25 protein-coding genes are annotated in these 26,031 nt (G+C 39.4%); 1 reads left to right on the top strand and 24 read right to left on the bottom strand.

Annotated features, from left to right (window positions below):
* Nucleotides 1–77 precede the first annotated feature (77 nt).
* The 24 genes from CEF22_RS12380 to CEF22_RS12490 form a co-directional block, all read right to left on the bottom strand.
* The gene (locus CEF22_RS12380; RefSeq protein ID WP_100403104.1) at nucleotides 78–851 is read right to left on the bottom strand and encodes a YlmH family RNA-binding protein; all 774 of its coding nucleotides are present in this window, start codon (nucleotides 849–851) and stop codon (nucleotides 78–80) included.
* Between the two features lie 66 nt (nucleotides 852–917).
* On the bottom strand, nucleotides 918–1,181 hold the full coding sequence (locus CEF22_RS12385; protein ID WP_100403105.1) for a YggT family protein: 264 nt from the start codon (nucleotides 1,179–1,181) through the stop codon (nucleotides 918–920).
* 8 nt (nucleotides 1,182–1,189) lie between these two features.
* Nucleotides 1,190–1,621 (bottom strand): cell division protein SepF, encoded by a 432-nt coding sequence (locus CEF22_RS12390; RefSeq protein ID WP_095480789.1) that lies wholly within the window; start codon nucleotides 1,619–1,621, stop codon nucleotides 1,190–1,192.
* Between the two features lie 18 nt (nucleotides 1,622–1,639).
* Complete coding sequence (locus CEF22_RS12395; protein WP_100403106.1) at nucleotides 1,640–2,311, bottom strand: YggS family pyridoxal phosphate-dependent enzyme; 672 nt, start codon at nucleotides 2,309–2,311, stop codon at nucleotides 1,640–1,642.
* Between the two features lie 5 nt (nucleotides 2,312–2,316).
* A complete protein-coding gene (gene pgeF, locus CEF22_RS12400; RefSeq protein WP_100403107.1) occupies nucleotides 2,317–3,141 on the bottom strand; it encodes a peptidoglycan editing factor PgeF in 825 nt (274 codons plus the stop codon).
* Nucleotides 3,142–3,212: 71 nt separating this feature from the next.
* A complete protein-coding gene (locus tag CEF22_RS12405) occupies nucleotides 3,213–3,485 on the bottom strand; it encodes a YlmC/YmxH family sporulation protein (RefSeq protein WP_100403108.1) in 273 nt (90 codons plus the stop codon).
* A gap of 102 nt (nucleotides 3,486–3,587) precedes the next feature.
* Nucleotides 3,588–4,364, bottom strand: coding sequence for an RNA polymerase sporulation sigma factor SigG (gene sigG, locus CEF22_RS12410; protein WP_100403109.1), 777 nt, complete (start codon nucleotides 4,362–4,364; stop codon nucleotides 3,588–3,590).
* A 318-nt stretch (nucleotides 4,365–4,682) separates the two neighbouring features.
* A complete protein-coding gene (sigE, locus tag CEF22_RS12415) occupies nucleotides 4,683–5,402 on the bottom strand; it encodes an RNA polymerase sporulation sigma factor SigE (RefSeq protein ID WP_100403110.1) in 720 nt (239 codons plus the stop codon).
* Between the two features lie 48 nt (nucleotides 5,403–5,450).
* The gene (gene spoIIGA, locus CEF22_RS12420) at nucleotides 5,451–6,377 is read right to left on the bottom strand and encodes a sigma-E processing peptidase SpoIIGA (protein ID WP_100403111.1); all 927 of its coding nucleotides are present in this window, start codon (nucleotides 6,375–6,377) and stop codon (nucleotides 5,451–5,453) included.
* Nucleotides 6,378–6,637: 260 nt separating this feature from the next.
* Nucleotides 6,638–7,792 (bottom strand): cell division protein FtsZ, encoded by a 1,155-nt coding sequence (ftsZ, locus tag CEF22_RS12425; protein ID WP_095480783.1) that lies wholly within the window; start codon nucleotides 7,790–7,792, stop codon nucleotides 6,638–6,640.
* Between the two features lie 39 nt (nucleotides 7,793–7,831).
* On the bottom strand, nucleotides 7,832–9,121 hold the full coding sequence (gene ftsA, locus CEF22_RS12430; RefSeq protein WP_100403112.1) for a cell division protein FtsA: 1,290 nt from the start codon (nucleotides 9,119–9,121) through the stop codon (nucleotides 7,832–7,834).
* 304 nt (nucleotides 9,122–9,425) lie between these two features.
* Entirely contained in the window at nucleotides 9,426–10,211 is a 786-nt protein-coding gene (locus tag CEF22_RS12435) for a cell division protein FtsQ/DivIB (RefSeq protein WP_100403113.1), read from the bottom strand.
* Nucleotides 10,212–10,319: 108 nt separating this feature from the next.
* Entirely contained in the window at nucleotides 10,320–11,417 is a 1,098-nt protein-coding gene (gene murG / locus CEF22_RS12440; RefSeq protein WP_100403114.1) for an undecaprenyldiphospho-muramoylpentapeptide beta-N-acetylglucosaminyltransferase, read from the bottom strand.
* Between the two features lie 376 nt (nucleotides 11,418–11,793).
* Complete coding sequence (gene spoVE / locus CEF22_RS12445) at nucleotides 11,794–12,894, bottom strand: stage V sporulation protein E (protein WP_100403115.1); 1,101 nt, start codon at nucleotides 12,892–12,894, stop codon at nucleotides 11,794–11,796.
* Between the two features lie 70 nt (nucleotides 12,895–12,964).
* The gene (gene murD, locus CEF22_RS12450) at nucleotides 12,965–14,317 is read right to left on the bottom strand and encodes a UDP-N-acetylmuramoyl-L-alanine--D-glutamate ligase (RefSeq protein WP_100403116.1); all 1,353 of its coding nucleotides are present in this window, start codon (nucleotides 14,315–14,317) and stop codon (nucleotides 12,965–12,967) included.
* A complete protein-coding gene (gene mraY, locus CEF22_RS12455; protein ID WP_100403117.1) occupies nucleotides 14,318–15,292 on the bottom strand; it encodes a phospho-N-acetylmuramoyl-pentapeptide-transferase in 975 nt (324 codons plus the stop codon).
* 1 nt (nucleotide 15,293) lies between these two features.
* Nucleotides 15,294–16,772, bottom strand: coding sequence for a UDP-N-acetylmuramoyl-L-alanyl-D-glutamate--2,6-diaminopimelate ligase (locus CEF22_RS12460; protein ID WP_100403118.1), 1,479 nt, complete (start codon nucleotides 16,770–16,772; stop codon nucleotides 15,294–15,296).
* A 155-nt stretch (nucleotides 16,773–16,927) separates the two neighbouring features.
* On the bottom strand, nucleotides 16,928–18,844 hold the full coding sequence (locus tag CEF22_RS12465) for a stage V sporulation protein D (RefSeq protein ID WP_269799384.1): 1,917 nt from the start codon (nucleotides 18,842–18,844) through the stop codon (nucleotides 16,928–16,930).
* Between the two features lie 93 nt (nucleotides 18,845–18,937).
* Nucleotides 18,938–21,103 carry a penicillin-binding protein gene (locus CEF22_RS12470; protein ID WP_100403120.1) on the bottom strand — a complete coding sequence of 722 codons (2,166 nt, stop codon included), beginning with the start codon at nucleotides 21,101–21,103 and terminating at the stop codon, nucleotides 18,938–18,940.
* On the bottom strand, nucleotides 21,100–21,456 hold the full coding sequence (gene ftsL / locus CEF22_RS12475) for a cell division protein FtsL (protein ID WP_100403121.1): 357 nt from the start codon (nucleotides 21,454–21,456) through the stop codon (nucleotides 21,100–21,102). The genes CEF22_RS12470 and ftsL overlap by 4 nt, the downstream gene beginning before the upstream one ends.
* A 23-nt stretch (nucleotides 21,457–21,479) precedes the next feature.
* A complete protein-coding gene (gene rsmH / locus CEF22_RS12480; RefSeq protein ID WP_100403122.1) occupies nucleotides 21,480–22,415 on the bottom strand; it encodes a 16S rRNA (cytosine(1402)-N(4))-methyltransferase RsmH in 936 nt (311 codons plus the stop codon).
* Nucleotides 22,412–22,549 carry a hypothetical protein gene (locus tag CEF22_RS18540; protein WP_157843231.1) on the bottom strand — a complete coding sequence of 46 codons (138 nt, stop codon included), beginning with the start codon at nucleotides 22,547–22,549 and terminating at the stop codon, nucleotides 22,412–22,414. Before CEF22_RS18540 ends, rsmH begins: the two co-directional genes overlap by 4 nt.
* Nucleotides 22,550–22,767: 218 nt before the next feature.
* Nucleotides 22,768–24,396: a bacillithiol biosynthesis cysteine-adding enzyme BshC gene (gene bshC, locus CEF22_RS12485; RefSeq protein WP_100403123.1), complete on the bottom strand. Its 1,629-nt coding sequence runs from the start codon at nucleotides 24,394–24,396 to the stop codon at nucleotides 22,768–22,770.
* A gap of 80 nt (nucleotides 24,397–24,476) precedes the next feature.
* Nucleotides 24,477–25,373, bottom strand: coding sequence for a 2-dehydropantoate 2-reductase (locus tag CEF22_RS12490; protein ID WP_100403124.1), 897 nt, complete (start codon nucleotides 25,371–25,373; stop codon nucleotides 24,477–24,479).
* Between the two features lie 158 nt (nucleotides 25,374–25,531).
* Here CEF22_RS12490 and CEF22_RS12495 point away from each other — a divergent pair, with 158 nt between their 5' ends.
* Nucleotides 25,532–25,990, top strand: a complete 459-nt coding sequence (locus tag CEF22_RS12495; protein WP_095481123.1) for a GNAT family N-acetyltransferase — start codon at nucleotides 25,532–25,534, stop codon at nucleotides 25,988–25,990.
* Nucleotides 25,991–26,031: the final 41 nt, after the last annotated feature.

Genomic DNA, 26,031 nt, shown 5'->3' on the forward strand with positions numbered 1-26,031 from the left:
CCGACTTTTTTTCATCATGCTACATATTATAATGCTTTTTTAATTGCTTGTGGTAAAAATCGTGAAATTTTCATAATTCATTTCAAAAGACCTAGTATAATCCGCCATTTGTCCTTCTTTGTTTTCCCTTCATTTGCTAAAAATTTACTTCTACCTATTCCTCTAATAGAAAACACATCACCTACTGAACATTCAAAAGTAGGATCTTCAATCTTTTTCCAATTAACCTTCACCATACCTGATTTAATTAAAGTTTGCACTTTTTGTCGCGATAAACGAGACAGAGCGGCGATCACCGCATCCAGTCGTAAGGAGGAAACGGTTGTATTAATTTCTTTCCATTCTTCCACTTTCGTTAACGCTTCTTCAAATACTTTCTCCTGCAAACGAACAGCTACCTTTCCGATATGGCTCACGTTTAACTGAATATAGCTATCGACTTCCTTCGCTGCTAGAAATTGAAAACGCTGACCATCTGTTAAAATATCGCCAAACTTCCCACGACGTAATCCCATTCCCATTAAACTCCCCAAAATTTGTGAATGCTCGATCGAGGAAAATTTCTCTGGATAAGAAATTTCGTATAGTGTAATATCAAAATCTTCCGCTTCAGGCTGAAAATATTCTGGTGTAATTAACACTCGTTTTCTTTCTGTATTCATTGCTCCACCGAAACAAACAGCCTTGACTTCGCTATGGCGACCGATGACCGTCTGCACGATCTCCTGCTCTCTAGGATCTAGAAAATCCGTCAGTTTAGGGGCATACATTTGTTCCACTTCACTTTTCCATTGTAGCGCCTGGTCAATAAACTCTTTTTCTTCTGATCGAAAATGCTGGTAAATAGACATGATCTTTGCTCCTTTGATCGATGCAAAAAAGGGGGATAGTTTCTCCCCCTTTCTCAGTTATAACGATTAAATGATCCACATCCCTAATTGATAAACCCCTTTTGTCGCTAAGTTCAGAACTAAAAAAGCAACAAGTGGGGATAAATCAAGCATGCCCAGTGGCGGAACGATCTTTCTAAACGGCTCTAAATAAGGCTCGCATATTTTCGTTAAAAATCGCCCAATGCTCGTTTCCCGTGCATTCGGAAACCAAGACATTAAAATATAAATAATTAATGCCCAAGAATAAAGTTCAATCGCTCTAATTAAAAGCTCAAAGACAATTTGCATATTGTTTACTACCACCTCGAATTATCAGTATCTTCTTCAGGTAAAAATTGCGATATATTCCCTGACACTTCCACATTATCAGGTGTACAAAGAACAATCTTCGGGCCTAACTGTTGAATTTCCCCACCAATAGCGTAGACGGTACCGCTTAAAAAATCAACTATTCGCTTCGCTTGATCATGCTGAATACGTTGCAAATTCACAATCACTGCTTTTCTACTCTTTAAATGATCAGCAATTTCCTGTGCTTCTGCAAATACTCTCGGCTCAAAAAGAATCACTTTTGAAGCCTTTTGTACACTTTGCAAACTCACTACATTTTTCTTAGCAGACTTAGGCTGCTTAACCTCTTCCTGCTCCACTTCATCTGTCGCTGCTTCTAGCTGATAGTCCTCATCATCCAAAAAAAACAATTCTTTAAATTTAGACTTGATTCCCATCATTCCACCTCCCGGACTCTATTCCCCAACAAGAGCCGTACCAATCCGAATCATTGTTGCTCCTTCTTCAACGGCAATTGTATAGTCATTACTCATTCCCATTGATAACTCTTGACACGGCGCATACGTTAACCCCAGTTTCTGCACCTGTTCTTGTAGCTGCTTTAATTGTTTAAAACAGTTGCGCAACAAGTCTTCATCCTCTGTTAAAGGTGCCATCGTCATTAAGCCGCACACGTTCACTTTTTCCAATTGCGCTAATTGCTGAACAAAAGGAATAACCTCTTCCGGATGCAGGCCATGTTTGGACTCTTCTCCGGATACATTGACTTGAATCAAACAATTCATCGATTGAGTCGCCCGCTTATTAATTTCCTCAGCAAGCGACAAACGGTCAAGAGAATGTATGTATGATGCATGGTCAATAATATTTTTCACTTTTCTCGTTTGCAAACTACCTATGAAGTGCCAAACAGGTTCATCCTTTAACACTTCCCATTTTTTCAACAGTCCTTCATCTCGATTTTCACCAAGATGAACAATGCCTGCTTCAAGAGCTTCTTGTGCTCGCTCTGTTGATACATATTTTGTAACAGCGATCAATTTGATGTCAGCGGGATCTCTGTCTACTTTTTGACAAGCTTTTTCGATATTCTTTTGAATATCTTTTAAATTATCTATTACTTTCATGGTACTTATTTCTCCTTCCAACCAATGAACCCCATCATTCTCCCTGTCTTCCCAAGGTCACGGCGATGGGAAAAGAATTCATTATGACAACTTGTACAATAATGAGTTATTTTAATATTTTCTTGCGGAATGCCAGCTTTCATAACAATCAATTTATTGAGTAACTGTAACGATAAATGATACTGACCCTTTCGTCCATCAACTGACGCATAAGGTATTTCCTTTTCTGAATCCACCCATTGACGAACTCTCTCTATTACATGGTCATCAACGACATAACACTCTTTACATATCGATGGCCCGATGACAACCTCAATGTCTTCTGGTTGAATGCCGTCTTCCTGCCATTTTTTCACCATTTCAAACCCAATTCCTAACACTGTCCCTTTCCAACCAGCGTGTGCCGTTCCTATTCTCTTCGACTTGTTTGAAAAAAAGTAAAGAGGTACACAATCGGCATAGCATAACGTCAACAGTATTCCTTTTTCATCTGTAAAAAAGCCATCTGTTGCTTCGAAGCTTGTGTCGTAATCGAGTGCACCTTTTCCTTTATCTTTTTTCCCGACTTCAACAATTCGATGATTGTGCGTCTGAACAGCCCCTACCCAATTGGATGCTGGAAATTCCAAAACCTCACCTAATAGTTGGCGATTTCCACACACGTCTTCTAAACAGTCATGAACATGAAACCCGACATTCAAGCTTTTAAAAGCTCCTTGACTTAGTCCACCTTCTTTTGTAGTAAAGCCTGCGACAAGGTTTGGAGCTAGATCTTGCCATTCTTTAATGACATATATACTATTATGAACAGAAACAAACGGTTCCTTCATTTTTCATACTCCCGATGATTTTCCTCTAGTTTAACATAAAATTACGTTCGACATGTCAAGGAAAAAAGAAATTATTCCTCTTTTGATGTCGCTTCAATAGAATTAATAGTAGCAGAGTGGCGAACTAGAATGACGTCCTCTCCAATTTTAACAATTTGCGGCCAAGGAATCACAATCTCTTCTTCTTTCCCAAAAAAACCAAACATCTTTCCTCCTCTACTGATGACAATAGAATCGATCGTACCGGCTGTCAAATTCAAATGAATATCTGTAATATTTCCAAGCTTCTTTCCGTTGGCGACGTTCACAATGTCTTTTAGTTGGAATTCTGATATTCTACTCACTTGTTTGTCCCCCCGCTCATATATTTACTGTTTTCATTATATGCGGACATAAAAAAATAAGACTCTTCTTGCGTAGGTCGCTTCAGAGTCAAACGGAGAATATTAGTTAATATTTTTATTCATTTGTTTAATAGCTGCTTTTTCAAGCCTAGAAACTTGAGCTTGCGAAATGCCAATTTCATCGGCTACTTCCATTTGCGTTTTTCCTTGATAAAACCGTTTGCGAATAATCATTTTTTCGCGCTCATTTAACCTTTTCAATCCTTCTTTCAAGGCTATTTCTTCTACCCAATTCGTATCCTTGTGACTTTCATCGCTTAATTGATCCATCACAAATATCGGATCTCCACCATCATTATAAATAGGTTCAAATAATGAGACCGGATCTTGAATCGCGTCAAGTGCAAAAACAACTTCTTCTTTTGTCAAGCCAAGCTCCTTACTAATTTCTTCTGCTGTCGGCTCCTTAGAGGTCTCTGTCATAATCTTTTCTCGCACCTGTAACGCCTTATAAGCAATGTCCCTTAAAGAACGAGAGACCCTTATAGGGTTGTTATCCCGTAAATACCTTCTAATTTCACCGATAATCATTGGTACCGCATAAGTAGAAAATCGTACATTATGACTTAAATCAAAATTATCTATAGATTTCATCAAACCAATACAGCCTACTTGAAACAAATCATCCACATACTCGCCGCGATTATTAAAGCGCTGGATCACACTTAGCACAAGTCGCAAATTCCCATTCACAAGTGTCTCACGCGCTGACCACTCACCCGCCTGAAGACACTTAAACAACACCTTCATCTCTTCATTTTTCAACACAGGGAGCTTCGAAGTATCCACACCGCAAATCTCAACCTTATTACGCGCCATTATGAAAAATCCCCTCCTTGCAGGAACTGCTGTACAACCACAGTATCTCCCTGCAAAAAGAAAACTATGCATAAAAAGAAAAGCAGAGCCGACTGTCCAGACACGACAAGCAAATGACAGAATGACGGAATGGCGTTCTTCAGCCATGCAGTCAGGCTGGCATTTGACTCGAGTGTCTAGGAGGCGGAGCTGGACACCTAGAAAAGCGGAAGGCGCTGTTCAGCGACGTATGGACTGGAACGAGCCGATCGAGATAAAGGAAACACGATGAACGATAGTGAATCGATGTTGACTTATCGCAAGGAGCTAGTCCCGCTCTTACACCATCTTATTGAATTCTTTTTGAAGTCGATGAATGATTCGTTTTTCTAGTCTAGAAATATATGATTGCGAAATCCCCAGAAGGTCCGCTACATCTTTCTGAGTTTTTTCCTCACCCCCCCTTAAACCAAATCTTAGTTCCATGATTTGCTTTTCCCTATCTGATAGCTGCTCCATCGCTTTAAATAGCAAGCTTCGGTCTACCCCTGCTTCAATATCTTTCGTAATGATGTCGTTCTCCGTACCTAAAACATCTGAAAGTAATAACTCATTGCCATCCCAATCAACATTTAATGGCTCATCAAAGGAAACTTCTGACCTAATTTTATTATTCCTTCTTAAATACATTAATATTTCATTCTCAATACACCGAGAAGCGTAAGTAGCTAGTTTAATTTTCTTTTCGGGATTAAACGTATTGACTGCTTTAATTAACCCAATCGTCCCAATACTAATTAAGTCTTCAATATTGATACCTGTATTTTCAAACTTTCTGGCGATATAAACGACTAATCGCAAATTCCTTTCAATCAACAACGCTCTAGCGGCTTGATCTCCGGTTGGCAATTTGGATAACAACTTTTCTTCTTCATCTCTTGAAAGAGGTGGCGGGAGAGCTTCACTACCGCCGATATAGTATATTTCATCCGTTTTCAAACCTAGTTTAATGAGAAGTTTATACCAGTAATACACCATTTTTATTCGTAGACCTTTCATAAAGAAACCTCCCTCTTAATAAACTGATATAGACAGAATGAAACCGCTTTAAGAAACTTCTTCATAAGAAAAAGGAAGAACCATTTTAGGATGCAGAATACAGGAAAACTGATCATCTGAAGACAACTGTACAGCTGTAAAACTCACTAATATCTTATTTACATCAATTTGCTTGTGCCCATTACAGATCTGTACCTTGTCCGGTTTAAAAGCAAGTAGCAACTGTTGGGCCTTCCCTACAGATTTCGCGGGAATGATTCTCATTTTTTCCAGCCAATCAGTCGGAAGACACCCTTCATCCAATAATAATCGTTCTGGTTGATCAGAGTTGGCGATAATCTCGCTTGGGAGTTTTTCTTCTAATCCTTTTGTTGATACTAACATCACCGGCGTTTTCGAGATCGGATCTTGCAATTGGTTACCCGTATCCACTAACCCTCTAACGAGTAAAACTAAGCCGTTCATTTCAATGGTCACGTCCATCAACTGATCATACTGTATTTGCGCCGTTTGAAAGTCGTCCATTCTGTTTTTAGCAAAGTACCAAGCTAATGGGAAACCAAACATCACGAAGATCCAGCTAATCGGATCACCAACACCACGTAAACTTGCTAGAAACACGTTAGACTCAATATTCATATCAAATTGAATAAAATAATGGGCCCCTAAAAGCATCCCGCCCGTTAAAAAAGTAGAAAAATACAGAGCCATTAAATTAGCAAAGAAAAATTTCCAGCGCTTAAAACCATACGCAACAAGCACCATACTAATAGATAAAGCCAACTTAGATATCGGATGTCCAGTCAATTCCATCCAGGGACTGATAATAAAAAACACACTCATAGATCCAACTAGCCCACCTAGCACTAGACGATACCCTTTAACTGAACGTTTCAAAAATATAGCACTCATCCAAAGTAATAAACAATCCGCTAAGAAATTCAGTAACCACAAGGCATCTAAATAAAGGATCACGCCGTCCCTCCTCCTGGAAAATAAATTGTTAGCAGCTGAATTGATTTAAGTATAGAGGACACTGCAATAGAAGTCTGTCACAATTAGGAAGAAAAAAAGAAGAGTTTTTCATGGAAGCTTTCGAAGTTTGTCAAACGTTTTTAGTTATAAATTGCATAAGTAGAACTATTATCCTATAATTAAAAAGAAAAGAGTAGCACCTTTCAGTCTACTCTTTTCCATTAATTTCAATTTTAGTTATTAAGAGCACTCCCCTTGAATCATCGACGTCGATTACGGTTGCGAAGGAAAGTTGGTATATCGAGTGTATCTTCTACCGGCTGAGAGTGCTGTCTTGGCGGCATATCTTGTTGAACAGGCTCTTCACGCTTCACTTCTCGTTTAGGTGCTGGAGTGACTGTCGATGGTTGTGGCTTTGTTTGACCAAACCCAGTACGGGGCTGCTTTGGTGGTTGCAGAGCAGATTCTTTAAATCCAGTCGCAATCACTGTTACCACGATTTCATCTTTTAAATTTTCATTAATGACAGAACCAAAGATCATATTCACTTCTTGATCAGAAGCAGAAGCTACAATGTCTGCTGCCTCTTGAACTTCATACAAGCTTAAATTCGTGCCACCAGTAATGTTCATAATCACACCTTGTGCACCGTCAATAGACGTTTCAAGTAACGGACTAGAAATCGCTTTTTTAGCTGCTTCAGCTGCACGATTTTCGCCCGAAGCTACCCCAATCCCCATTAAAGCTGATCCTTTATTCGACATAATCGTTTTCACATCAGCAAAGTCAAGGTTAATTAATCCAGGAGTAGCAATTAAATCCGAAATACCTTGGACCCCTTGTCGAAGAACATTATCGGCTTCTCTAAACGCTTCAAGCATCGGCGTGCTCTTATCGACAATTTCCAATAGACGATCATTCGGAATCACGATCAGCGTATCGACAGCGGCCTTCATCGCCTCTATTCCACCTGCTGCTTGTGTGGCACGCTTACGACCTTCAAACGTAAAAGGACGTGTAACAACCCCAACAGTTAATGCTCCAAGGTCTTTAGAGATTTGAGCGATTACAGGTGCTGCTCCAGTTCCTGTTCCTCCACCCATTCCTGCTGTAACGAATACCATATCCGCTCCACGTAACGCTTCTTCAATTTGCTCTTTGCTTTCTTCCGCTGCTTTCTTTCCAACTTCAGGATTCGCACCTGCACCAAGTCCACGAGTCAGCTTCGAACCAATTTGCATTTTTATTTCTGCTTTTGACAAGTTTAATGCTTGGGCGTCCGTATTAACGGCAATAAATTCTACTCCTTGAACCCCATGTTCGATCATACGGTTCACAGCATTATTTCCGCCGCCACCTACACCTATAACTTTAATTGTTGCTAATGAATCTAAATTAGTATCAAACTCCAACATGACAAATCCTCCTAATTCGTCGTTATTTCTCTATGATGACTATTCTTCAAAAAAGTAGCCGAAGAATTTTTTTACTTTCGAAGTCAATTTTTGATCTTCTGTCTTCTCGGGTTTCACCTTTTTAGGCTGAGGGGCTTCTTTCGGCCGCGTTTCAGTTACAGTCATTGGCTCTAGAGTTGTACTTACATTTCTTCCTTGCAATCTAGCATTTTTGTACGCATATTTAATTAAACCAACTGCCGCCGTATATTGCGGTTCCCTTACTCCGATATAATCAGGAATAGCTACGCGAACACGGTTTTGGAACACATCTTGCGCTAAATCAAGAATACCTTGTATGGCAGATGTACCTCCAGTTAAAACAAAACCTCCAGGTACATCATGAACCCCTTGATGTCTCAATTCCTCAATCACCATTTCAAACACTTCTTCTAATCTAGCCTCAATGATATCAGAAATTTCAAGTTGGTTAAATTGTTGCTGCTGATCGCTTCCTATGATTGGAACACTGAATACTTCCTCTTCAGAAGCGAGGTCATAAAAAGCATGACCGTAAGTTCGCTTTACTTGCTCGGCATCCTCCGTCGAAGTACGTAAACCAATGGATAAATCCTTTGTAATGTGATCGCCACCAATTGGAAAAACAACCGCTCCTTTTAAATAACCTTGATTAAAGACAGAAACCGTGGTAGAACCTCCGCCGATATCGACTAAAACTGTTCCTAGGTTTTGTTCATCCTTTGATAAAGCAATTTCCCCAGCAGCTAGTGGTTGAAACACAATATCCATAATTTCTAGACCAGCCCGTTCTACACAACGCAACGTATTATGTAAAAATGTTTTAGAACCCGTTACAATAATACCCTCCATCTCCAAACGGACTCCGATCATTCCTCGTGGATCCATAATTTCATCCAAACCATCCACAATAAACTGCTTAGGAATGACATTAATGATTTCACGATCAGGAGGAATAGACATCACTTGAGAAGCATCCATTACTCTAATAATATCTTCATCTGTTATTTCTCTATTTTCGCTAGATACAGCGACAACACCGTTGCATGGATGCAAAAGCGCGTGATTACCAGCAATCCCTACAATCACTTGCTTAATTTCCATACCAACCATTCTCTCGGCCTGTTCAATTGCCTTTTTAATAGAATGAACGGTTTCATCTATATCCACCACGGAACCTTTTCGAATTCCTTTAGATTTAACGCTCCCAACACCGATAATATTTAAAGAATCATTAACCATTTCTCCAATAATGACCTTTATGGCGGATGTACCGATGTCAAGGCTAACCAAAATCTCATTGCTGTTCATTCTTTGGCACCTCCTTTACCTCCAAACAACTCTTTGATCGAACAACAATATAACTACTCATTATTCATTTTTATACAGAGAGTATTCGTCATTTTGAACAAATTTCCCTTTTAATATTCATCGTTTTTTCAGTCTTTTCCATTTTAAATTTCAGAAAACAAAATGACTTATCTTAACCCCTTTAAAGGAACAACTGTTATTTCTAAGTCTACACTAAGATGTAAACCTAGAAAAGCCAAACCTCACCCAATAAAGAGGAAGAACAAACAAAATTTTGTTTGTTAAAGATTAAAACCTTAAATCTTTATGGATCTACTGGTGATTGTTCTTCTTGGTCACCAGTTTTCGCATCGTATGCCCTGAAATATGAGCCTATTTCAATATCGATGACCCCTTTAACATTGGGGTCTAGTTGACTTACAATCGATGGATAATACACCATCTTGTCAGAAAATGTCTTCAATGAAGCCGAGACTTCAAATCCGTCATTCATAAATAATTGAATATGATAGGAGTCTGTTTTTTTAGGTTTATAATAAATTTCAGAGATTGAATTAGTAATTTCATTTGGCAAATCCCCTAAAGAATTCATCATGTCATCTAACACTTTTCCTTCTTTAAATCCATGAAGTACCGGAAGCTCATCTAAAGTTTGCGTTGTGGCTGTTTTTAACACGGTTCCATTATCTAAAACAGGGTAAAAGCCCCTTCCTTTTGATAAATAAGCAAGCTTAGCTCTCTCTTCTACTTTAATCACTAATTTATTCGGAAAGGAAAAAGAGACGACTGCTTCTTTAATTTTCGGATGACGTTGTAGTTGTTCAGCTACTCCCTGTTTGTTCACACTCCACACGCTACTTTCCTCACGAAGCCCGCTTGTTTCGATCACTTCATCTTTAGATAAAAAATGGTTGCCAATTACATCAATTTGCTGTACTCGACTAAGGGGAGACTGAAAGTAGACAATGGTAATCACAATTAGAAAAAAGAGCGAAATGATGCTAGCAAGACGCCGATTTGTTTTTCGTTTTCTCAACTTTTTCAGCTTCGGAATTCGCTCTTCAATTGAAATGATCTTTCCTTTTTCCATGCCTGTTCCTCCCGACAAACGGACTGTTTATAAAAATAGAAACAACATACCCCATCTCATATTAAATGTCGCCAGAGAGAGCATTTCACCCAAATGCTAGGCTCTTTCTTAGCTTTTCCCTGTCAATTGGAGCATCACTTTATATAGACGATCGGATGCATCTTTAATTCCTAATTTTTCAGCCGCTCGTTTCATCGTTTTCAATTCTTTTTCATCTAATAATATAGCATCTAAATGTTTAATTAACGTTTCTGCTGTTAAATCTTTTTCGTGTAATAAACTAGCTGCTTGATGGTCAGTGAGTGAACGAGCATTTTTTTCTTGATGATTATTAGTCACATAAGGACTTGGCACAAGAATACTCGGTACACCTAAAGCAGTTAATTCAGCCAAAGTCGTTGCTCCCGCTCGTGATAATACTAAATCACTTTCAACAAGCACGTCAGGCATATTGTAAATAAACGGAGCAATCGCTACATTTTTCGGCTTTCCTACCTTCTCAATTTCCGATTGCACTTGATTATAATGAACCTCACCGGTAATATAAAGGACTTGATACGTTCGACTAGCAATGGTTGGTAGCGCTTGAATGACCGCCTCGTTAATTGGACGTGCTCCACGGCTTCCTCCAAAAATTAATACCGTTTTCTTATCGTTCGTTAAACCAAACTCGCTCAAACCGCCAGATGGTTTGGCGTTCGCCACTTCTGATGCACGAGGATTTCCTGTAAGCACAACCTTTTCTTTTGGAAAAAACGTTTCCGCTTCCTGAAAGCAAATAGCGATTTTGTCGACATACTTACTCAAAAACTTATTCGTTAAGCCTGGTACACTATTTTGCTCATGAATAATTGTTGGGATTCCAAGCTTTGAAGCTGCATACACAACAGGCCCGCAAACATAACCGCCTGTGCCGATAACAACATCTGGTTTAAATTCCCTCAACATTTTCTTACACTCGCTAACTCCTTTTAAAAAGCGCATCACAGTCTTTACATTTTCCATCGATATCGAACGTTTAAAACCAGTGATTTCAATTGTTCGAAAAGGGATAGCTTCTCTCGTTACTAATTTAGACTCCAATCCCGCTTCTGTTCCAATGTACAAAAAGGATGTTTCAGGATGTTTTTCCTTTATCATTCGAATAAGAGCAAGAGCTGGATAAATATGACCTCCAGTTCCCCCGCCACTAACAACAACCTTCATCTATTTTCACCTCAAATTAATATATGCCCTCTCAAGTATTGGTATATTTCAAAAAAATAACTTCTTGAAAGCTTTTACTATCATACTACATTTTCTTATTATATAAATATAGCTTTAGTCTAATTGAAAATAAATCAAAAAAAATGTAGCAATTTTCATCTAATTGTTACATTTACATCGCTTAAAAAACAAGCCATATCATAATTCGTGCATTCTCATATTAAATCAATATTTCGCGATAATCAATCAATATCCTTTAAAAGCGAAAGAAATCATTTTATCTTTTAACTGAACTAATAAAAATATTAGAGGTTTAATCATCTAACTCCCCATCAACTGTTTCTCAAAAAAAAGAAACCTTAAAAGGCTTCTTTTTTTAATACCGTGAATATCTACTAACGTTCAATAAAATGCCCATAGCGGCAAGCATCAATGTTAACGATGACCCACCATAGCTTAAAAACGGTAACGTAATACCAGTCACCGGCATCAGTCCTGTCACAACTCCAACATTGATCATCACTTGAATAGCCACCATAGCCACCACCCCTACCGCCAAAAAGCTACCGAATAAATCCGGAGCTCCTAACGCCACGCGAATCCCGCGCCAAAGCAAAAGAGAAAATAGCAGCAGTAAAAAAATGCCACCAATAAAGCCGAGCTCTTCTGCTAAAATAGCAAAAATAAAATCTGTTTGTGGTTCAGGCAAATAGTAATACTTTTGCCTGCTTTCGCCTATTCCTAATCCAAACAAGCCACCTGGTCCGATCGCATAGAGGGATTGAATAATTTGAAAACCACTTCCTAGCGGATCAGACCAAGGATCTAAAAACGAAGTAATCCGTTTCATCCGATAAGGAGCCGATAACACTAACCCGACGAATCCCACTAAACCGACCATACCTAACATCGCAAAATGAAAAATTCTTGCCCCTGCCACAAAGATCATCACGACACAAGTACCAACCATGACCGTACCCGTCCCGAGATCCGGCTGTAACATAATTAATCCAAAAGCAGTAAACACGAGCGCGAGGGCAGGCACTAATCCTTTACGAAACTCCATCATATATTTTTGATTGTCTGCTAAATATCCAGATAAAAAAATGATCATAGCGAGCTTCATAAATTCCGAAGGCTGAATCGAGAAGGCCCCAGCTCCGATCCAGCTTTGAGAACCGTTCCGAACCATTCCAACGCCAGGAATAAGAACTAGAATTAACAGGATGAAGCAGATGACGATCCCAATCCTTGAAAGCCTTCTCCAAGTCCAATATTCCACATTCATAATAAAATACATCGCACCAAGGCCAACACCAGCAAATAACAACTGCCTTTTAGCAAAAAAGAAAGGATCATCAAACTTGTATTTAGCCCATACTTCACTAGCGCTATACACCATCGTGATTCCAATAGTAAGCAATAACAAAATAATAATCAGCAACAAGTAGTCAGGTGCAGACTTTTTTACCGACAATGACAAACACCTCTAATTCATAGAATCAGAGCCTTGTCCATCACGCTCTTACTTAAACTAAGACAGGCTCTTAGTTAAGTGTATGCACCGCCTCAATAAATATATCTCCGCGCTGTTCGAAAGTTTTATACTGATCCCAGCTAGCACAAGCAGGAGATAATAAAATCGTATCACCAGACTGTGACAATTGATACGCCTTAGTAACCGCTTCTGCCATAGCCTCCACTTTCACTACCTCGACAATCCCTGCCTTACGAGCAGTTTCAGCTAGTTTATTTGCCGTTTGTCCAAATGTCACCAACGCTTTCACATTGTGTAAATACGGAATCAAATCATCAAAATCATTTCCGCGGTCTAACCCACCCGCAAGCAAGATAGTAGGTCCTGCAAAAGCAGCAAGGGCACTTTTCGTCGCTAACGTATTCGTTGCTTTCGAATCATTATAAAATTTTCTTCCATTCAGCTCACGAACAAATTGCGTCCGATGTTTGACGCCAGAAAAAGTAGATAACACTTCTCGAATCGCCTCATTCGACACACCCGCCAACTTCACTGCTGAAATCGCACATAAAATATTTTCTAAGTTATGCGCACCAGGTAAAGCGATCTCCTGTAACTTCATGATATTTTCCCCACGGAAGTACACCTCACCGTTCTCTGCATAAGCTCCATTAGCAACTGTCGTTTTCGTCGAGAACGGCACAATCATCGCTTTAGATTGTTTGGCTAATTGGAATAATTCTTCTTGATCTGCGTTAACAATAAAGAAATCCTCTTCCGTTTGATTTTTTGTAATATTTAATTTTGCCCCTACATACTCATCTTTCGTTCCATGATAGTCAAGATGGGCATCGTATATATTCGTAATAATTGCAATGTGCGGGCAGAATTGATCAATGCCCATCAACTGAAACGAGGAAAGCTCGATGACGACATGGTCTTCTTCCGTGGCTTGTTGAACCACTTGAGAAGCTACTTCGCCAATATTCCCAGCAATAATCGCTTTTTTACGATCCGCTTCAAATATTTTATAAATAAGGGTTGTTGTTGTTGTCTTCCCATTGGTCCCAGTAATACCGATTAGTGGAGCTTCTGAAATTAAATAAGCAAGCTCTACTTCCGTTAATACAGGAATACCTCTAGCAACCGCTCCGTTCACAAGTGGATTAGAGTACGGAATACCAGGGTTTTTTACAATCATTTCAAACCCTTCTTCAAGCAACCCAATTGGATGGCTACCACAAATCACTGTAATCCCTTGCTCAAGCAAATGTTGAGCTTGCGGGTTTTCATCTAACGGCTTTTGATCATTCACTGTCACAAAAGCACCGAGCTTATGCAAAAGTAGAGCGGCACTCACTCCACTTTTCGCCAATCCAAGTACAAGAACTTTTTTATGCTGATAATCTGTTATTGTTTTCAATTACATCCACGCTCCGATATAAATTCCGATCACTGCACATAACACACCGACCGTCCAAAAAGTGACAACTACTCTCCACTCAGACCAACCGCCAAGCTCAAAATGGTGGTGAAGTGGACTCATGCGAAATACACGTTTACCTGTCGTTTTAAAGGAAACGACTTGAATTATGACAGATAGAGTTTCTGCAACAAACACAGCGCCAATCACTAACAGTAAAAATTCCGTTTTCGTTAAAATAGAAATGGTCGCAATCGCTCCACCTAAAGCAAGAGAACCCGTATCTCCCATAAACACTTTTGCAGGATGAGCATTAAAGACTAAAAACCCTAATACTGCCCCAACAACAGCAAAAGCAAATATCGCTGTTTCATTCATTCCTTGACTCCACGCAATAACAGCAAAGGCACCGAAGGCAATCGCTGAAACCCCTGATACCAGTCCATCTAAGCCATCCGTTAAGTTCACTGCATTCGAGAAGCCTACTAACCAAAAAATTAAAAAGAGTGCATAGAAAATGCCTAAATCAATCGTGATATTTGTTAAAGGAAAAGTTAATTCCGTTGATAAATTCGCATTCGTATAAATGACATAGAAAATAATCGAAATCACGATTTGACCTAAAAGCTTCTGCTTCGATGTTAAGCCTAAGTTTCGCTTCATAACCACTTTAATAAAGTCATCTAAAAATCCAAGCAAGCCAAATCCAACCGTCACTAACAATAGCAAAATCGTTTCTGTGCCGATCCCTGAATAAATTTGTGACATAAACATCGCCGTAATAATGATCGATAGCAAAATCACAATCCCGCCCATCGTCGGCGTTCCCGATTTCTTTTGATGGGATTCAGGCCCTTCCTCCCTAATACTTTGCCCAAACTTCAACCTTCTTAAAAACGGGATAAACAACGGTGCAATCGCCACGGTAATGATAAAAGCCATCGCCATCGTTAAAAAGACATCTCTCTCTAGCATATTATTTCTCCTCTTCTTTCCTGTTTACAAGCGCCGCTGTCGCCACCGCACGATCATCAAAATCTAAGACGCGATCACCTACAATTTGATACGTTTCATGCCCTTTTCCAGCAATCACCACAATATCTCCTGCCTGTGCTGCTTCGATTGCATAAAAGATGGCTTTTTTTCGATCGGCAATGAGCGTGTAGCTTTCCCCTTGCACACCCTCTTCCATATCTTTCAAAATATCTAAAGGATCTTCACTGCGAGGATTATCAGAAGTAAATACCGCATTCGTAGCAAATTCACATGCTGCTTTAGCCATCAACGGTCGTTTTGTTTTATCTCGATCTCCCCCGCAACCAACAACGACAAATACACGACCGGTCGCTAACTCTTTCACCGTTTTTAATACATTGATTAAGCTATCCGGCGTGTGCGCATAATCAACAATGACGGAAATATTTTCTTCGTTCGGCACCAGCTCAAATCGACCAGCTACACCTTTAATTCTATCAATCGCTGATAAAATCGTATCGATTGATATTCCTTGTGAGTAAGCCGCTGCAATCGCCGCCAAAATATTGTACACATTAAATTTTCCAGCTAAATTAGTACGAACTGTTTTTCTACCTTCTGGAAACACTAAGTCAAATTCAGTTCCGCTAGCTGTCAATTTCATATTTTCCGCTCGGAACATCGCCTCACGATCAATCCCATATGTCACAAGATGAGCCGCTGTTTCTTGCTTATACACCGACGATGCTTCGTCATCTTCATTTAAAATAGCAAACTTCGGTTTATCTGCCGAGAATGTATTACCAAGCCTTGTAAAAAGTAAACCTTTCGCTGCACGATAGTCTTCCATCGTATGGTGATAGTCTAAATGATCTTGCGTTAAATTAGTAAATACAGCAACGTCATAATCACAGCCCCACACTCGCCCCTCTAATAAAGCATGTGAGGAAACTTCCATAATCGCCGTCGTAACGTTTTTCTCACGCATATCTTTAAATGTTCTTTGTAGCGTCAAATTTTCAGGCGTCGTGTTTTTCGTTTCTATCGTTTCATCGCCGATCTTCATATACATCGTACCAATTAAGCCTGTCGTCTCTTTTGCTTCTGCAAATATTTCATTCAGCAAATGACTCGTTGTCGTTTTTCCATTCGTCCCCGTAATCCCGATGACATTCATATGCTTAGTTGGAGAACCGTAATAAAAATCCGCAAGGGCGGCCATCGCTCGTTTCGTGCTCGATACAAGAATAACTGGCGCTCCTTCTACCTCAACTGGCTGCTCCGCGACAATCGCTACCGCTCCTTTGTTGACCGCCTCTTGTGCGACGGAATGTCCATCAAACGTATATCCTTTTATACAAAGAAATAAAGCACCATCGACTACTTGACGATGATCATTTTCAATCGATAAAACTACAGGATCCGCTGAACCTATCATTTTATAATAAGGAAGTGACTTTAATAAGTCTGATAATTTCACTTTTTTCAATCCTTTCTTTATTGCCAACCTATGTATTGATTGCTTTTTAATTACCTTTACTATTTTAACTAAAAAAAGCAATAGATGCGACTGCTTTCATTATAAATGAAAATCCCCGCCAATTATATGACGGGAAATAGGTTTCTTTCAACCTGTTAATTCAAATATATTCTAATGACCGAGCCTGTTTCGACTTTTGTACCAGGCATCGGTGATTGCTGCACTACTTTTTGACCACTTCCCGAAATTTCTAATTTCAAATTATATAATTGTGTAGATAGTTCCTTCTTTGATAAACCGACTAAGTTTGGAACCTTCACAACTTCCGGGTCATCCCATTTCACTTCTTTCTCTATTTGCTTTTCTCTCGGTTTCACATTTAATATTTGCAAGCTATCTTCTATCATTTTTCCGACAATTGGAGCGGCTACCGTTCCGCCAAATTGAACCGTTCCCTTTGGATTATCAATCGCTGTGTAGATGACGATTTGCGGATCATCCGCTGGTGCTACTCCGATGAACGAAACGATATGATTATTTTTCAGATACTTCCCATCACGAGCTTTTTGCGCTGTTCCTGTTTTTCCGCCAACTCGGTAGCCTTCCACAAAAGCATTTCTTCCTGTTCCCTGCGCAACCACACTTTCTAAAGCGAAACGAATTTGTTTCGATGTTTCTTCAGAGATGACCCTTCTTTTGGCAACAGGCGTTTTCTTTTTGACCACTTCTCCTGTCACCGAATCGACCAATTCTTTCGCTACATATGGTTCATATAACGTGCCGCCATTCACTGCCGCAGAAACAGCTGCCACTTGCTGTATTGGCGTCACGGATACACCTTGTCCAAAAGCAGTCGTTGCTTGCTCTACGGGTCCTACTCGATCAAGCTTAAATAATAGTCCCTTCGCTTCACCTTGCAAATCAATGCCCGTTTTCTCTCCAAACCCAAAGGATCGAATATAAGAAAACAGCTTTTCCTTCCCTAATCGCTCCCCTAACTCCACAAACCCAGGGTTACAGGAGTTCTCAACAACTTCTAAAAAGGACTGATGACCATGTCCTCCTCTTTTCCAGCACCTTAACCTTGCCCCTCCTACAGTAACAAATCCAGGGTCATGAAAATGGTCTTTATACAAATCCACTTTCTTTTCTTCTAACGCTGCGGCCAGAGTAATAATTTTAAACGTAGAGCCCGGCTCATACGTGCTCCAAATCGGTAAATTTCGATTGAAAACTTCTGGCGATGCCTCCTGAAATTTCTCCGGATAAAAAGAAGGTCGACTCGCCATTGCCAAAACCTCTCCATTGTTAGGATTCATAGCAATAGCGACCGCTCCATCTGGCTGATACTTAACTTCCGCTAAATCTAACTCTCTTTCCAGTATCGTTTGAATCCTTGAATCAATCGTTAACTTTAAATCCAATCCGTCAGCGGGAGGTGTATAACCATCTGGCATTTGTGGCATTCTTTTTCCTTTTGCATCAGAAAAAAAACTCATGGAACCTTTTTGACCGCTTAGCTCCTTATTATAAAACGCTTCTAATCCCATTAATCCTTGATTATCAATGCCGGCAAATCCTAAAACATGAGCTAGGTTGTTCCCAAATGGGTAATGTCTTTTCGAATCTTCCGCGATATATACTCCTTTGATCCCTAAGTTTCTCACCTGTTCTGCTTTTTCAAACGAGATCTTCCTCCCCTCTGGATGAATTCTCACCATGGAGGTTTGCTTTGTGACATCTTGATAAGCTTTCGCTGACGACATATTTAATACCGAAGCTAATTGTTTAGAAGCGCTGACTGGATCCTCTATTTGCCGAGGGACGACGTAAACGGTTGGTGCACTTTTATTATCAGCTAAAGCGACCCCGTTTCTATCCACAATCTTTCCCCTCTCTGGCTCAAAAGGGATGTTTCTGCTCCATAAGTCTTTTGCTTTATTCGTCAAGTCATCGCCTAAGACAAACTGTACATATGCCAGACGAAAACCGATGATGGAGAAAATCATTAACCCGGATAATAAAACAAAGATAAGCCGTTTTCTTACCGTAACAGCCGATGCCCTTTTCAACCAAGCCCCCCCTTCCATTCTCAATCCAATATATGCAAAACGATTATTTTTATGAAAAAAAGAAAGCTGCCTAGCTGAGCAGCTTTCTTTCTGTTATTTCTTCGGTTTTTCTTTCGGTTTCTTCAATGTCACGATTAATTTTTGATTCGGCTTTAACACTGTACCCGGTTGAATATTTTGGCTCTGTACATAACCTTCTCCTGTGAAGCTTACACGGATATTCGCAAGCTTAGCAAGCTTCGTCACATCACGTAATGACCATTCTTTCAAATCAGGCATAGTCAATTCGCCATCCGTTTTTAAGATCACTTTCTCTCCCCGCAACAACTTAGTTTCCGGTTCAGGAAGCTGTGCAACAATATTTCGCCCTTTCCCTATGACAATCGGCTTTGCGCCGTCTTTTTCTAAGGATTTGACCGCTTCGTCCTTCTTTTTCTTCGTCCAGTCTTTTAGTTTCACTGTCTTCACAGTAACTCCTTGCTTCGGCTCGATATTCAAATATTGTAAGCTATTTCTCATAACAGGATTGAATATTTTAGAAACAGGAGCAGATCCGCCTTCATCTTCCAATTGAGGCTGAGCCACCGCCACGTAAACAATTAATTTCGGATCATCTTTAGGAGCCATTCCTAAAAAGGAAAAAATATAATTATTTCGCCCCGTTAAATACCCTCCTTTTGGGTTAGGCATTTGGGCTGTCCCCGTTTTTCCAGCTACTTCATATCCTTGAATTTGATACGCTTTTCCCGTTCCATGTTCAGAACTAGTAACGGTTTCTAATACATCTAACACTTGCTTAGCCGTTTCTTTTGAAATCGGTTCGCCTACCACTTTTGGCTTATGATCAACGACTACTTCTTTTGATTGATCATCAACAATTTGATCAATGACATAAGGCTTCATCATTTTTCCCTCATTGGTGATCGCCGTTGCTGCTTGAATCATTTGCAAAGGAGTAGTAGTTGTTCCCTGTCCAAAAGATGTTGTCACTTTTTCAATCGGATAGCGATAAAGAATACTCCCCGTCGCTTCATTAGGTAAGTCAATGCCCGTCTTTTGACCAAAACGGAAATCATCCAAATATTGTCTGAATACATCAGGACCCATTTTTTCTAATAAGTTAGCCATCACAACATTGGAGGATCGTTGAACCCCTTCTAAATAACTGATACTTCCCCAACCATTTCCACCATTATGATCTCGAATAGTATTCGGGCCAACTTTATAACTACCAGATTTATAGAAAGCATTCGGGTTGAACACACCTTCTTCCATCGCAGCAGCTAATGTAAAAATTTTAAACGTCGATCCTGGTTCAAATGAATATTCCACTAAATCATTTTGCCAGTTTTGATCCAACCCTTCTCTTGTTCCAGGATGAAATGATGGTCTTTGGCTCATCGCTAAGATCGCACCAGTTTTTGCATCGGCCACAATCCCAAATGCCTTGCCTGGCTTATACTGCTTTTCCACTTCATTTAAGGCATCTTCTAAGAAGGTTTGTATTTTCGTATCAATCGTTAAGTAAATATCGTCTCCGTTTTCTGGATCGACGACCATTTCTTTCTTTCCAGGTAATAAGTATCCCCATAAATCACTTTTATACTGTATTTTTCCATTAGTACCTTTTAAATATTTTTCGTACGTTTTTTCAATCCCCATTTGTCCAGTCATCGAATGGTTGGCATCATCTGCTTTTTGAGCAAAGCCGATCAAGTGAGAGGCAAATTTTCCATTCGGGTAAAAACGCTTTGAATCCCTCATAAATATAATTCCAGGTAACTTTTCATTTTCTATATCTTTCTTTATTTTATTCGATAAGTTCCGACCTGCTTTTCCGAATTCAACTTGAAAAGGAGGGGTTCCGTCTAACTTTGTTTTGTTTAATATCCTTTCGATGTCATCCGTCTCAAGGTCAATATACTTAGCTAACACTTTAGCCGTTCTTTTTCGGTCTGTCACATGCTTAGGTTTTTTAAGATCGGTCGTCATCGACTTATCTAAAATAGCTACAAGGGTAAATGAACTCGTATCTTCAGCGATAACGTCCCCTTTTTGATCGTAAATCGTCCCTCTTTTCGCTTCTAAAACATCTGTCCTTAAATATTTTTGAAGCGCTTCATTTTTCAATGAGTGCCCATCCACTTTTCCAGACACTTGAATCGTTAAGAAGCGAACGAATAAGACAAAAAAGAGCAAGGCGAATATCGAAAATAATATCGCTGCTCCTCTGTTCATATTTTTTTTATTTGCATTCATTGTGGTTGCACGACCTTAACATTTTGTTCACTCAAATTAAGCCCTAATTCTTTCGCTCTCTTCCATATTTTCTCATAAGTGCTTTCTTCACTCACTTGAACTTTCAGGTCATTGTTTACCCTCTGTTGCTCTTTAATATTCTTTTCAATCTGATGAATCTCTGTATTCACTTCGTAGACAGCTGTTTGAGTAGAAATAACTTGCGCCCCCATGAAACAAATGATCAATGCGAATAACAAAAATAGGATTTTTTCTCCTGGTGTGAACCAAAAACGTTTTTGTGATTGTTCATTTCTATTAACAGTGGCTTTCTCATTCGAATAGACAGCCTGCTTTTTTGCTAAATTATTCATCTTCTCCTCCCCTGTTCATTCGATTATCTTTTTTCAGCAATACGAAGCTTTGCCGAACGAGCACGGTTATTATCCTGTAATTCTTCTTCTGAAGGTAGTATTGGTTTTCTAGTAATTAACGTTAGTTCCGGTTGATACTCTTCAGGGATCACAGGCAAACCTGGTGGAAGATCCGGTCCTTTACTTGCTGCTCTAAAAATCGTTTTGCAAATCCGATCCTCTAATGAGTGGAACGTAATCACGCTAATCCGTCCTTTTGAATTCAATAATTCAATGGAGTTCTTTAACGACTGTTCGAACACACCCAGCTCATCATTCACTGCAATCCGAATCGCTTGGAAAACTCTTTTCGCCGGATGGCCCCCTTTTCTTCTAGCCGCCGCTGGTATGCCTTCTTTAATTAACTCGACAAGCTCACCAGTTGTTTCAATCGGTCTTTTCTCACGAGCTGCTTCAATTTTACGAGCAATTTGCTTTGAAAATTTTTCTTCTCCATACTGAAAAAAGATTCTGACGAGCTGTTCATATGGCCAATGGTTGACCACTTCATAGGCAGTGACACCGCCTGTTAAGTCCATTCTCATGTCTAACGGGGCATCATGATGGTAGCTAAATCCTCTTTCCGGGGTATCCAGTTGCGGGGAGGAAACACCTAAATCATATAAAATACCATCTACTTTATCGACACCAAGGCGTTGAAGCTCTTCACGTATATATTTAAAATTGCTTTTCACGAATACAACTTTATCCCCGAAGCGAGCTAGCTTTTCCTTCGCGTGTTTGATCGCTGTTTCGTCTTGATCAAAAGCGTATAACTTTCCCTCTTCACCTAGTTGAGATAATAAATATTCACTATGCCCAGCGCCACCAAGTGTACAATCTACATAAATTCCATTTGGGTGGATGTTTAATCCGTCTACTGTTTCTTTTAATAACACAGTTGTATGTTCAAAGTTCAAGAATCACCATTCCAATCGATTTCATAAATATCAAAATCAACCTTAATCTCGACAATTTTAGCGATTGATTTCTTCCCTAACTTTACCACACCCACCCGCTTTTCTCCACTATTTTTGATTTCTGTCCAAACCATTAAATCCCTGCTTTTAAACAAAACTTTTCATCTTTTTCTTTCGCTAAATTCGCTCATAAACCACTTTTCCTCACCATATTCTCTAAATTAGCAAGTAATCACAGCGCCTTCATTCGCAAAAACAGTTCTTTTTACGGAACAATTTGACAATTTCTTCAACTACCAAACATAATAAAAAACCAGACCTCTCACTTTTCATGAAAGATCTGGTTCATGTGTTAAATTTTCACCATTTGATGATCGCCGTTAAATACAAAGTCTAACTTCATTAACTCATCAACAAAATCAAGCCCGTATTTATTTAAAAAGTAGAAAACATTCCATACCCGCTCTTGAGGAGCGCCCTCAGGCTTTAATGCCTGTTGCACACGGATATATTTACTTAGTACATCCTCATGCTGACGCTTCAGCATATCATCTGTCTTCTTTTCTAAAAATTGTAGCTGTTGCAAATGAAATTGCCGATTCTTTTGGATGATCGGTAGCGTACCTTTATGCAATTGTTTTGCTCTTTCCTCAAACATATCATAGTGTTCCATTAAAGACGCTTGAACGGACGCAATCAGCTCATGAAAATGCTCATCTCTAACCGACTGCCAAAACAGCTCTCGTTCCTTTTCTACTCCATGAATTAGAGCAGAGGCTAGCGAAATGTTTAACTCCTGTAAGTCGCTCATAATGTTTCGTTCAATCAAGGTCATGTTTAAACGAGCTTCAATCGGTGGCATTTTCATTTCAAACAATTCAAAAGCGTTCTTTAACTCCGCCCAATAAGCAATTTCACCCGGACCAGCAATAAAAGCAAGCGTAGGGAATAACCATTCCTGCATCAATGGTCGCGTCACTACATTATTGCTAAACTTTTCTGGATGACATTCAAGTAAATGAAGCAAGTCTTCTTTGCTATATTGACTACCGTCGCTTTTCCCAATGAATAATTCCCGCTCCCGGTCATATTCAAGCAACGTTCGTTCATGATGTTCATAAATAAACAGATTGGCTGCTTGAGGAGACAGCTCAATCATTTGCTTAAACGAGTGGGACATCACCGATTGCTGCGCTTCTTGCACACTGGCTGTGATCTCTTCCGTCCGCTCGATCATCTGTTTAAAAAATGATGATTCTAATTGTCTCAATGGCGGATAAGCAGCATCGATCAAAAGTAGTCCATATTGACTGAATAAGGAGTGAATCAAACTCGTAAAAAAGTCGGTAATCGTCTCAGAGCGATCGATCGCTTCATGAACGAAACGTAACAACTGATTCGTATATTCCGTCTCTTCCATACTAACGAATAACTTTTCCACCCAATGCTTCATTTGTTGATGATCAAATTCGATATCAGATATCATTCGCTTTTCTAACATTTTTTCTGGATACGTTTTCTTCTCGATCATTTGATCATGTTCAACATAAACATGGTTCACTTCTAAAAAATCATGGTCTTCCCCGGCAATCCAAAAAACAGGGACGACAGGAATACCAAGCTCCCTTTCTTTCTGTTCTGCTAATTTGATGATCGAAATAATTTTGTGAATGGTATAAAGAGGTCCTGTCAATAAACCAGCCTGCTGTCCAGCGATCACCACGGTCGACCGTTCATCCTTTAATTTACGAAGGGAGACAGTTACCATTTCAGACTTTGGTAATGCTTCCATATAACTTTCAATACAATCTGCGAGAGACTCTCTCATAAAACTTCTGTTGTTTAAATCAGCTACTCGCTGTCGGTACACATCTTCTTTCGTTAATTGATAATGAAAAAAGTCCGTTACAGGGGCTTCTTGCTTTAAATAAAGCGAAGCAAACTGATTAATCGCCGGAATGGAAATCCGATCCAGTTCCATATATATGAACTTCCTTTCTACATACATTTTTACTTGTTTGAGTATACCATCTATTGAAAATAAGAAAAAATATTGTGACTCTAATGAAGGGATTTTTTCTCTAACCCTTTGATCATCCAGTAAAGTGTTTGTAGCAACGGAACGTCTACTTCTTTCTTCTTTGCTTCATTGAGCACGTAGCCAACAATCGCTTCTACTTCCGTCTGTTGACTTTTTTCTAAATCGCTTAACATTGAGGAGCGATTGTTGGCGGTTTTGAAACAAATTTGCTTAACGTTCGTCCACATTGCTGCTTGAACATCATTTTGAAATACAGCTGAAAATTCAGCAAATACGGTCTCAGCAAGTTTCAAAAAAGACGAGTTAGTTATCAACTCTCCATTGTTGACTTTTAATACTGCTGTTAACGGGTTGATCACGACATTAGCAGACAACTTCTCAAGCAGCATAGCTCTCGGGTTTTCTCTCCAAACGAACGGGAACGTTGCCTCAAACAAGTTCAAAAACGGCGATAACTTTTTTTCCTCCCCACAATAAGCAGAAATATTCGTTCGATTTCGTCCTCTCACTTCAATAGTTGCCAGGTCTGTACGAAGCACCCCATGCTCGACGGTTGCCACAAAAACATGCCTATGCATCAAGCGATCTAATTCTTGTAAATGCCCCATTCCATTTTGTAAAAACACAAGGGGGACATCTTCGCTTACTTGCTGGAGATAAGGAAAAATACTTGGCAACTGATATTGTTTCACCGCAATAAATAAAAGATCAAGCTGATAATGATCTATTTGTTCCGTTATATCTGCTTGGATACAATGGATAACTTTTTGTTCGTTTTCGATACGTGTAATCCCTTGTTTAGAGAGAGTCCTTGCTTGTTCAACCGTTTTAGTAAATACGATCGTTGAATCTATTTCTGCCATTTGCGTGGCGAACAAAAGGCCCATAGCACCGCCGCCAACGATTCCAATTCTCACAACTTTTACCTCTTTCACAATAAAATGATCATTTCTTTTAGTAATTCCACAAAAATGAAAGCGTTATCAGACAACCTATTCATTTATCTGAATTTCTATTATATAATGAAAATATAAAATTCATTGTACGATTCTCAATGTTTACAGGAGGAGATCATATGCAATTACCAGTTAAAAATTTAAAAGTAAATTTCAAAACAATAGAAGAATTCAAAAGCTTTAAAGAGTATGGGTTAGAAGAACTATCCATGCTAGAAGAAATTCAAATCACAATGGTCGAGGATAATGCCAACTCCCCATTTTACGGTATTTACTACGGAGATAAGCTAGCTGCTCGTATGTGCTTATATGTAAAACAAAATCGAGCAAACTTATTAAAAAATGGTTCTGACAGATACCTTGAAATTTGGAAGCTAGAGGTACTACCTCAATTTCAGCATAAAGGCTTCGGCTTACAACTTGTCAACTTTGCCAAATCCTTTAATTTACCAATTTTAACCAAGGCGCGCGTGAAGTCCAATAGTTTCTGGGAAAAAATGAACTTTGTTCCCCTGTCAGAGCATAGTTCTCGTTTACTTTGGGATCCAAATTCTATCATCACACAAAAAATTAGTTAAATCGTCATTGGACCATATCGGATACCCATCCATTATGGTCC

Origin of the sequence: Bacillus sp. FJAT-42315 (genome assembly GCF_002797375.1) — a bacterium.
Taxonomy (GTDB): domain Bacteria; phylum Bacillota; class Bacilli; order Bacillales; family Domibacillaceae; genus Bacillus_CE.

What these genes read in the sequence shown, in the direction of transcription:
- CEF22_RS12395 (WP_100403106.1), bottom strand. Translation starts at nt 2,311, where the DNA reads ATGAAAGTAATAGATAATTTAAAAGATATTCAAAAGAATATCGAAAAA.
- ftsA (WP_100403112.1), bottom strand. Translation starts at nt 9,121, where the DNA reads ATGAACAGCAATGAGATTTTGGTTAGCCTTGACATCGGTACATCCGCC.
- CEF22_RS12385 (WP_100403105.1), bottom strand. Translation starts at nt 1,181, where the DNA reads ATGCAAATTGTCTTTGAGCTTTTAATTAGAGCGATTGAACTTTATTCT.
- CEF22_RS12435 (WP_100403113.1), bottom strand. Translation starts at nt 10,211, where the DNA reads ATGGAAAAAGGAAAGATCATTTCAATTGAAGAGCGAATTCCGAAGCTG.
- CEF22_RS12390 (WP_095480789.1), bottom strand. Translation starts at nt 1,621, where the DNA reads ATGGGAATCAAGTCTAAATTTAAAGAATTGTTTTTTTTGGATGATGAG.
- bshC (WP_100403123.1), bottom strand. Translation starts at nt 24,396, where the DNA reads ATGGAACTGGATCGGATTTCCATTCCGGCGATTAATCAGTTTGCTTCG.
- CEF22_RS12495 (WP_095481123.1), top strand. Translation starts at nt 25,532, where the DNA reads ATGCAATTACCAGTTAAAAATTTAAAAGTAAATTTCAAAACAATAGAA.
- murG (WP_100403114.1), bottom strand. Translation starts at nt 11,417, where the DNA reads ATGAAGGTTGTTGTTAGTGGCGGGGGAACTGGAGGTCATATTTATCCA.
- CEF22_RS18540 (WP_157843231.1), bottom strand. Translation starts at nt 22,549, where the DNA reads ATGGTTTGGACAGAAATCAAAAATAGTGGAGAAAAGCGGGTGGGTGTG.
- ftsZ (WP_095480783.1), bottom strand. Translation starts at nt 7,792, where the DNA reads ATGTTGGAGTTTGATACTAATTTAGATTCATTAGCAACAATTAAAGTT.
- sigG (WP_100403109.1), bottom strand. Translation starts at nt 4,364, where the DNA reads ATGGCGCGTAATAAGGTTGAGATTTGCGGTGTGGATACTTCGAAGCTC.
- ftsL (WP_100403121.1), bottom strand. Translation starts at nt 21,456, where the DNA reads ATGAATAATTTAGCAAAAAAGCAGGCTGTCTATTCGAATGAGAAAGCC.
- CEF22_RS12380 (WP_100403104.1), bottom strand. Translation starts at nt 851, where the DNA reads ATGTCTATTTACCAGCATTTTCGATCAGAAGAAAAAGAGTTTATTGAC.
- pgeF (WP_100403107.1), bottom strand. Translation starts at nt 3,141, where the DNA reads ATGAAGGAACCGTTTGTTTCTGTTCATAATAGTATATATGTCATTAAA.
- CEF22_RS12470 (WP_100403120.1), bottom strand. Translation starts at nt 21,103, where the DNA reads ATGAATGCAAATAAAAAAAATATGAACAGAGGAGCAGCGATATTATTT.
- sigE (WP_100403110.1), bottom strand. Translation starts at nt 5,402, where the DNA reads ATGAAAGGTCTACGAATAAAAATGGTGTATTACTGGTATAAACTTCTC.
- mraY (WP_100403117.1), bottom strand. Translation starts at nt 15,292, where the DNA reads ATGCTAGAGAGAGATGTCTTTTTAACGATGGCGATGGCTTTTATCATT.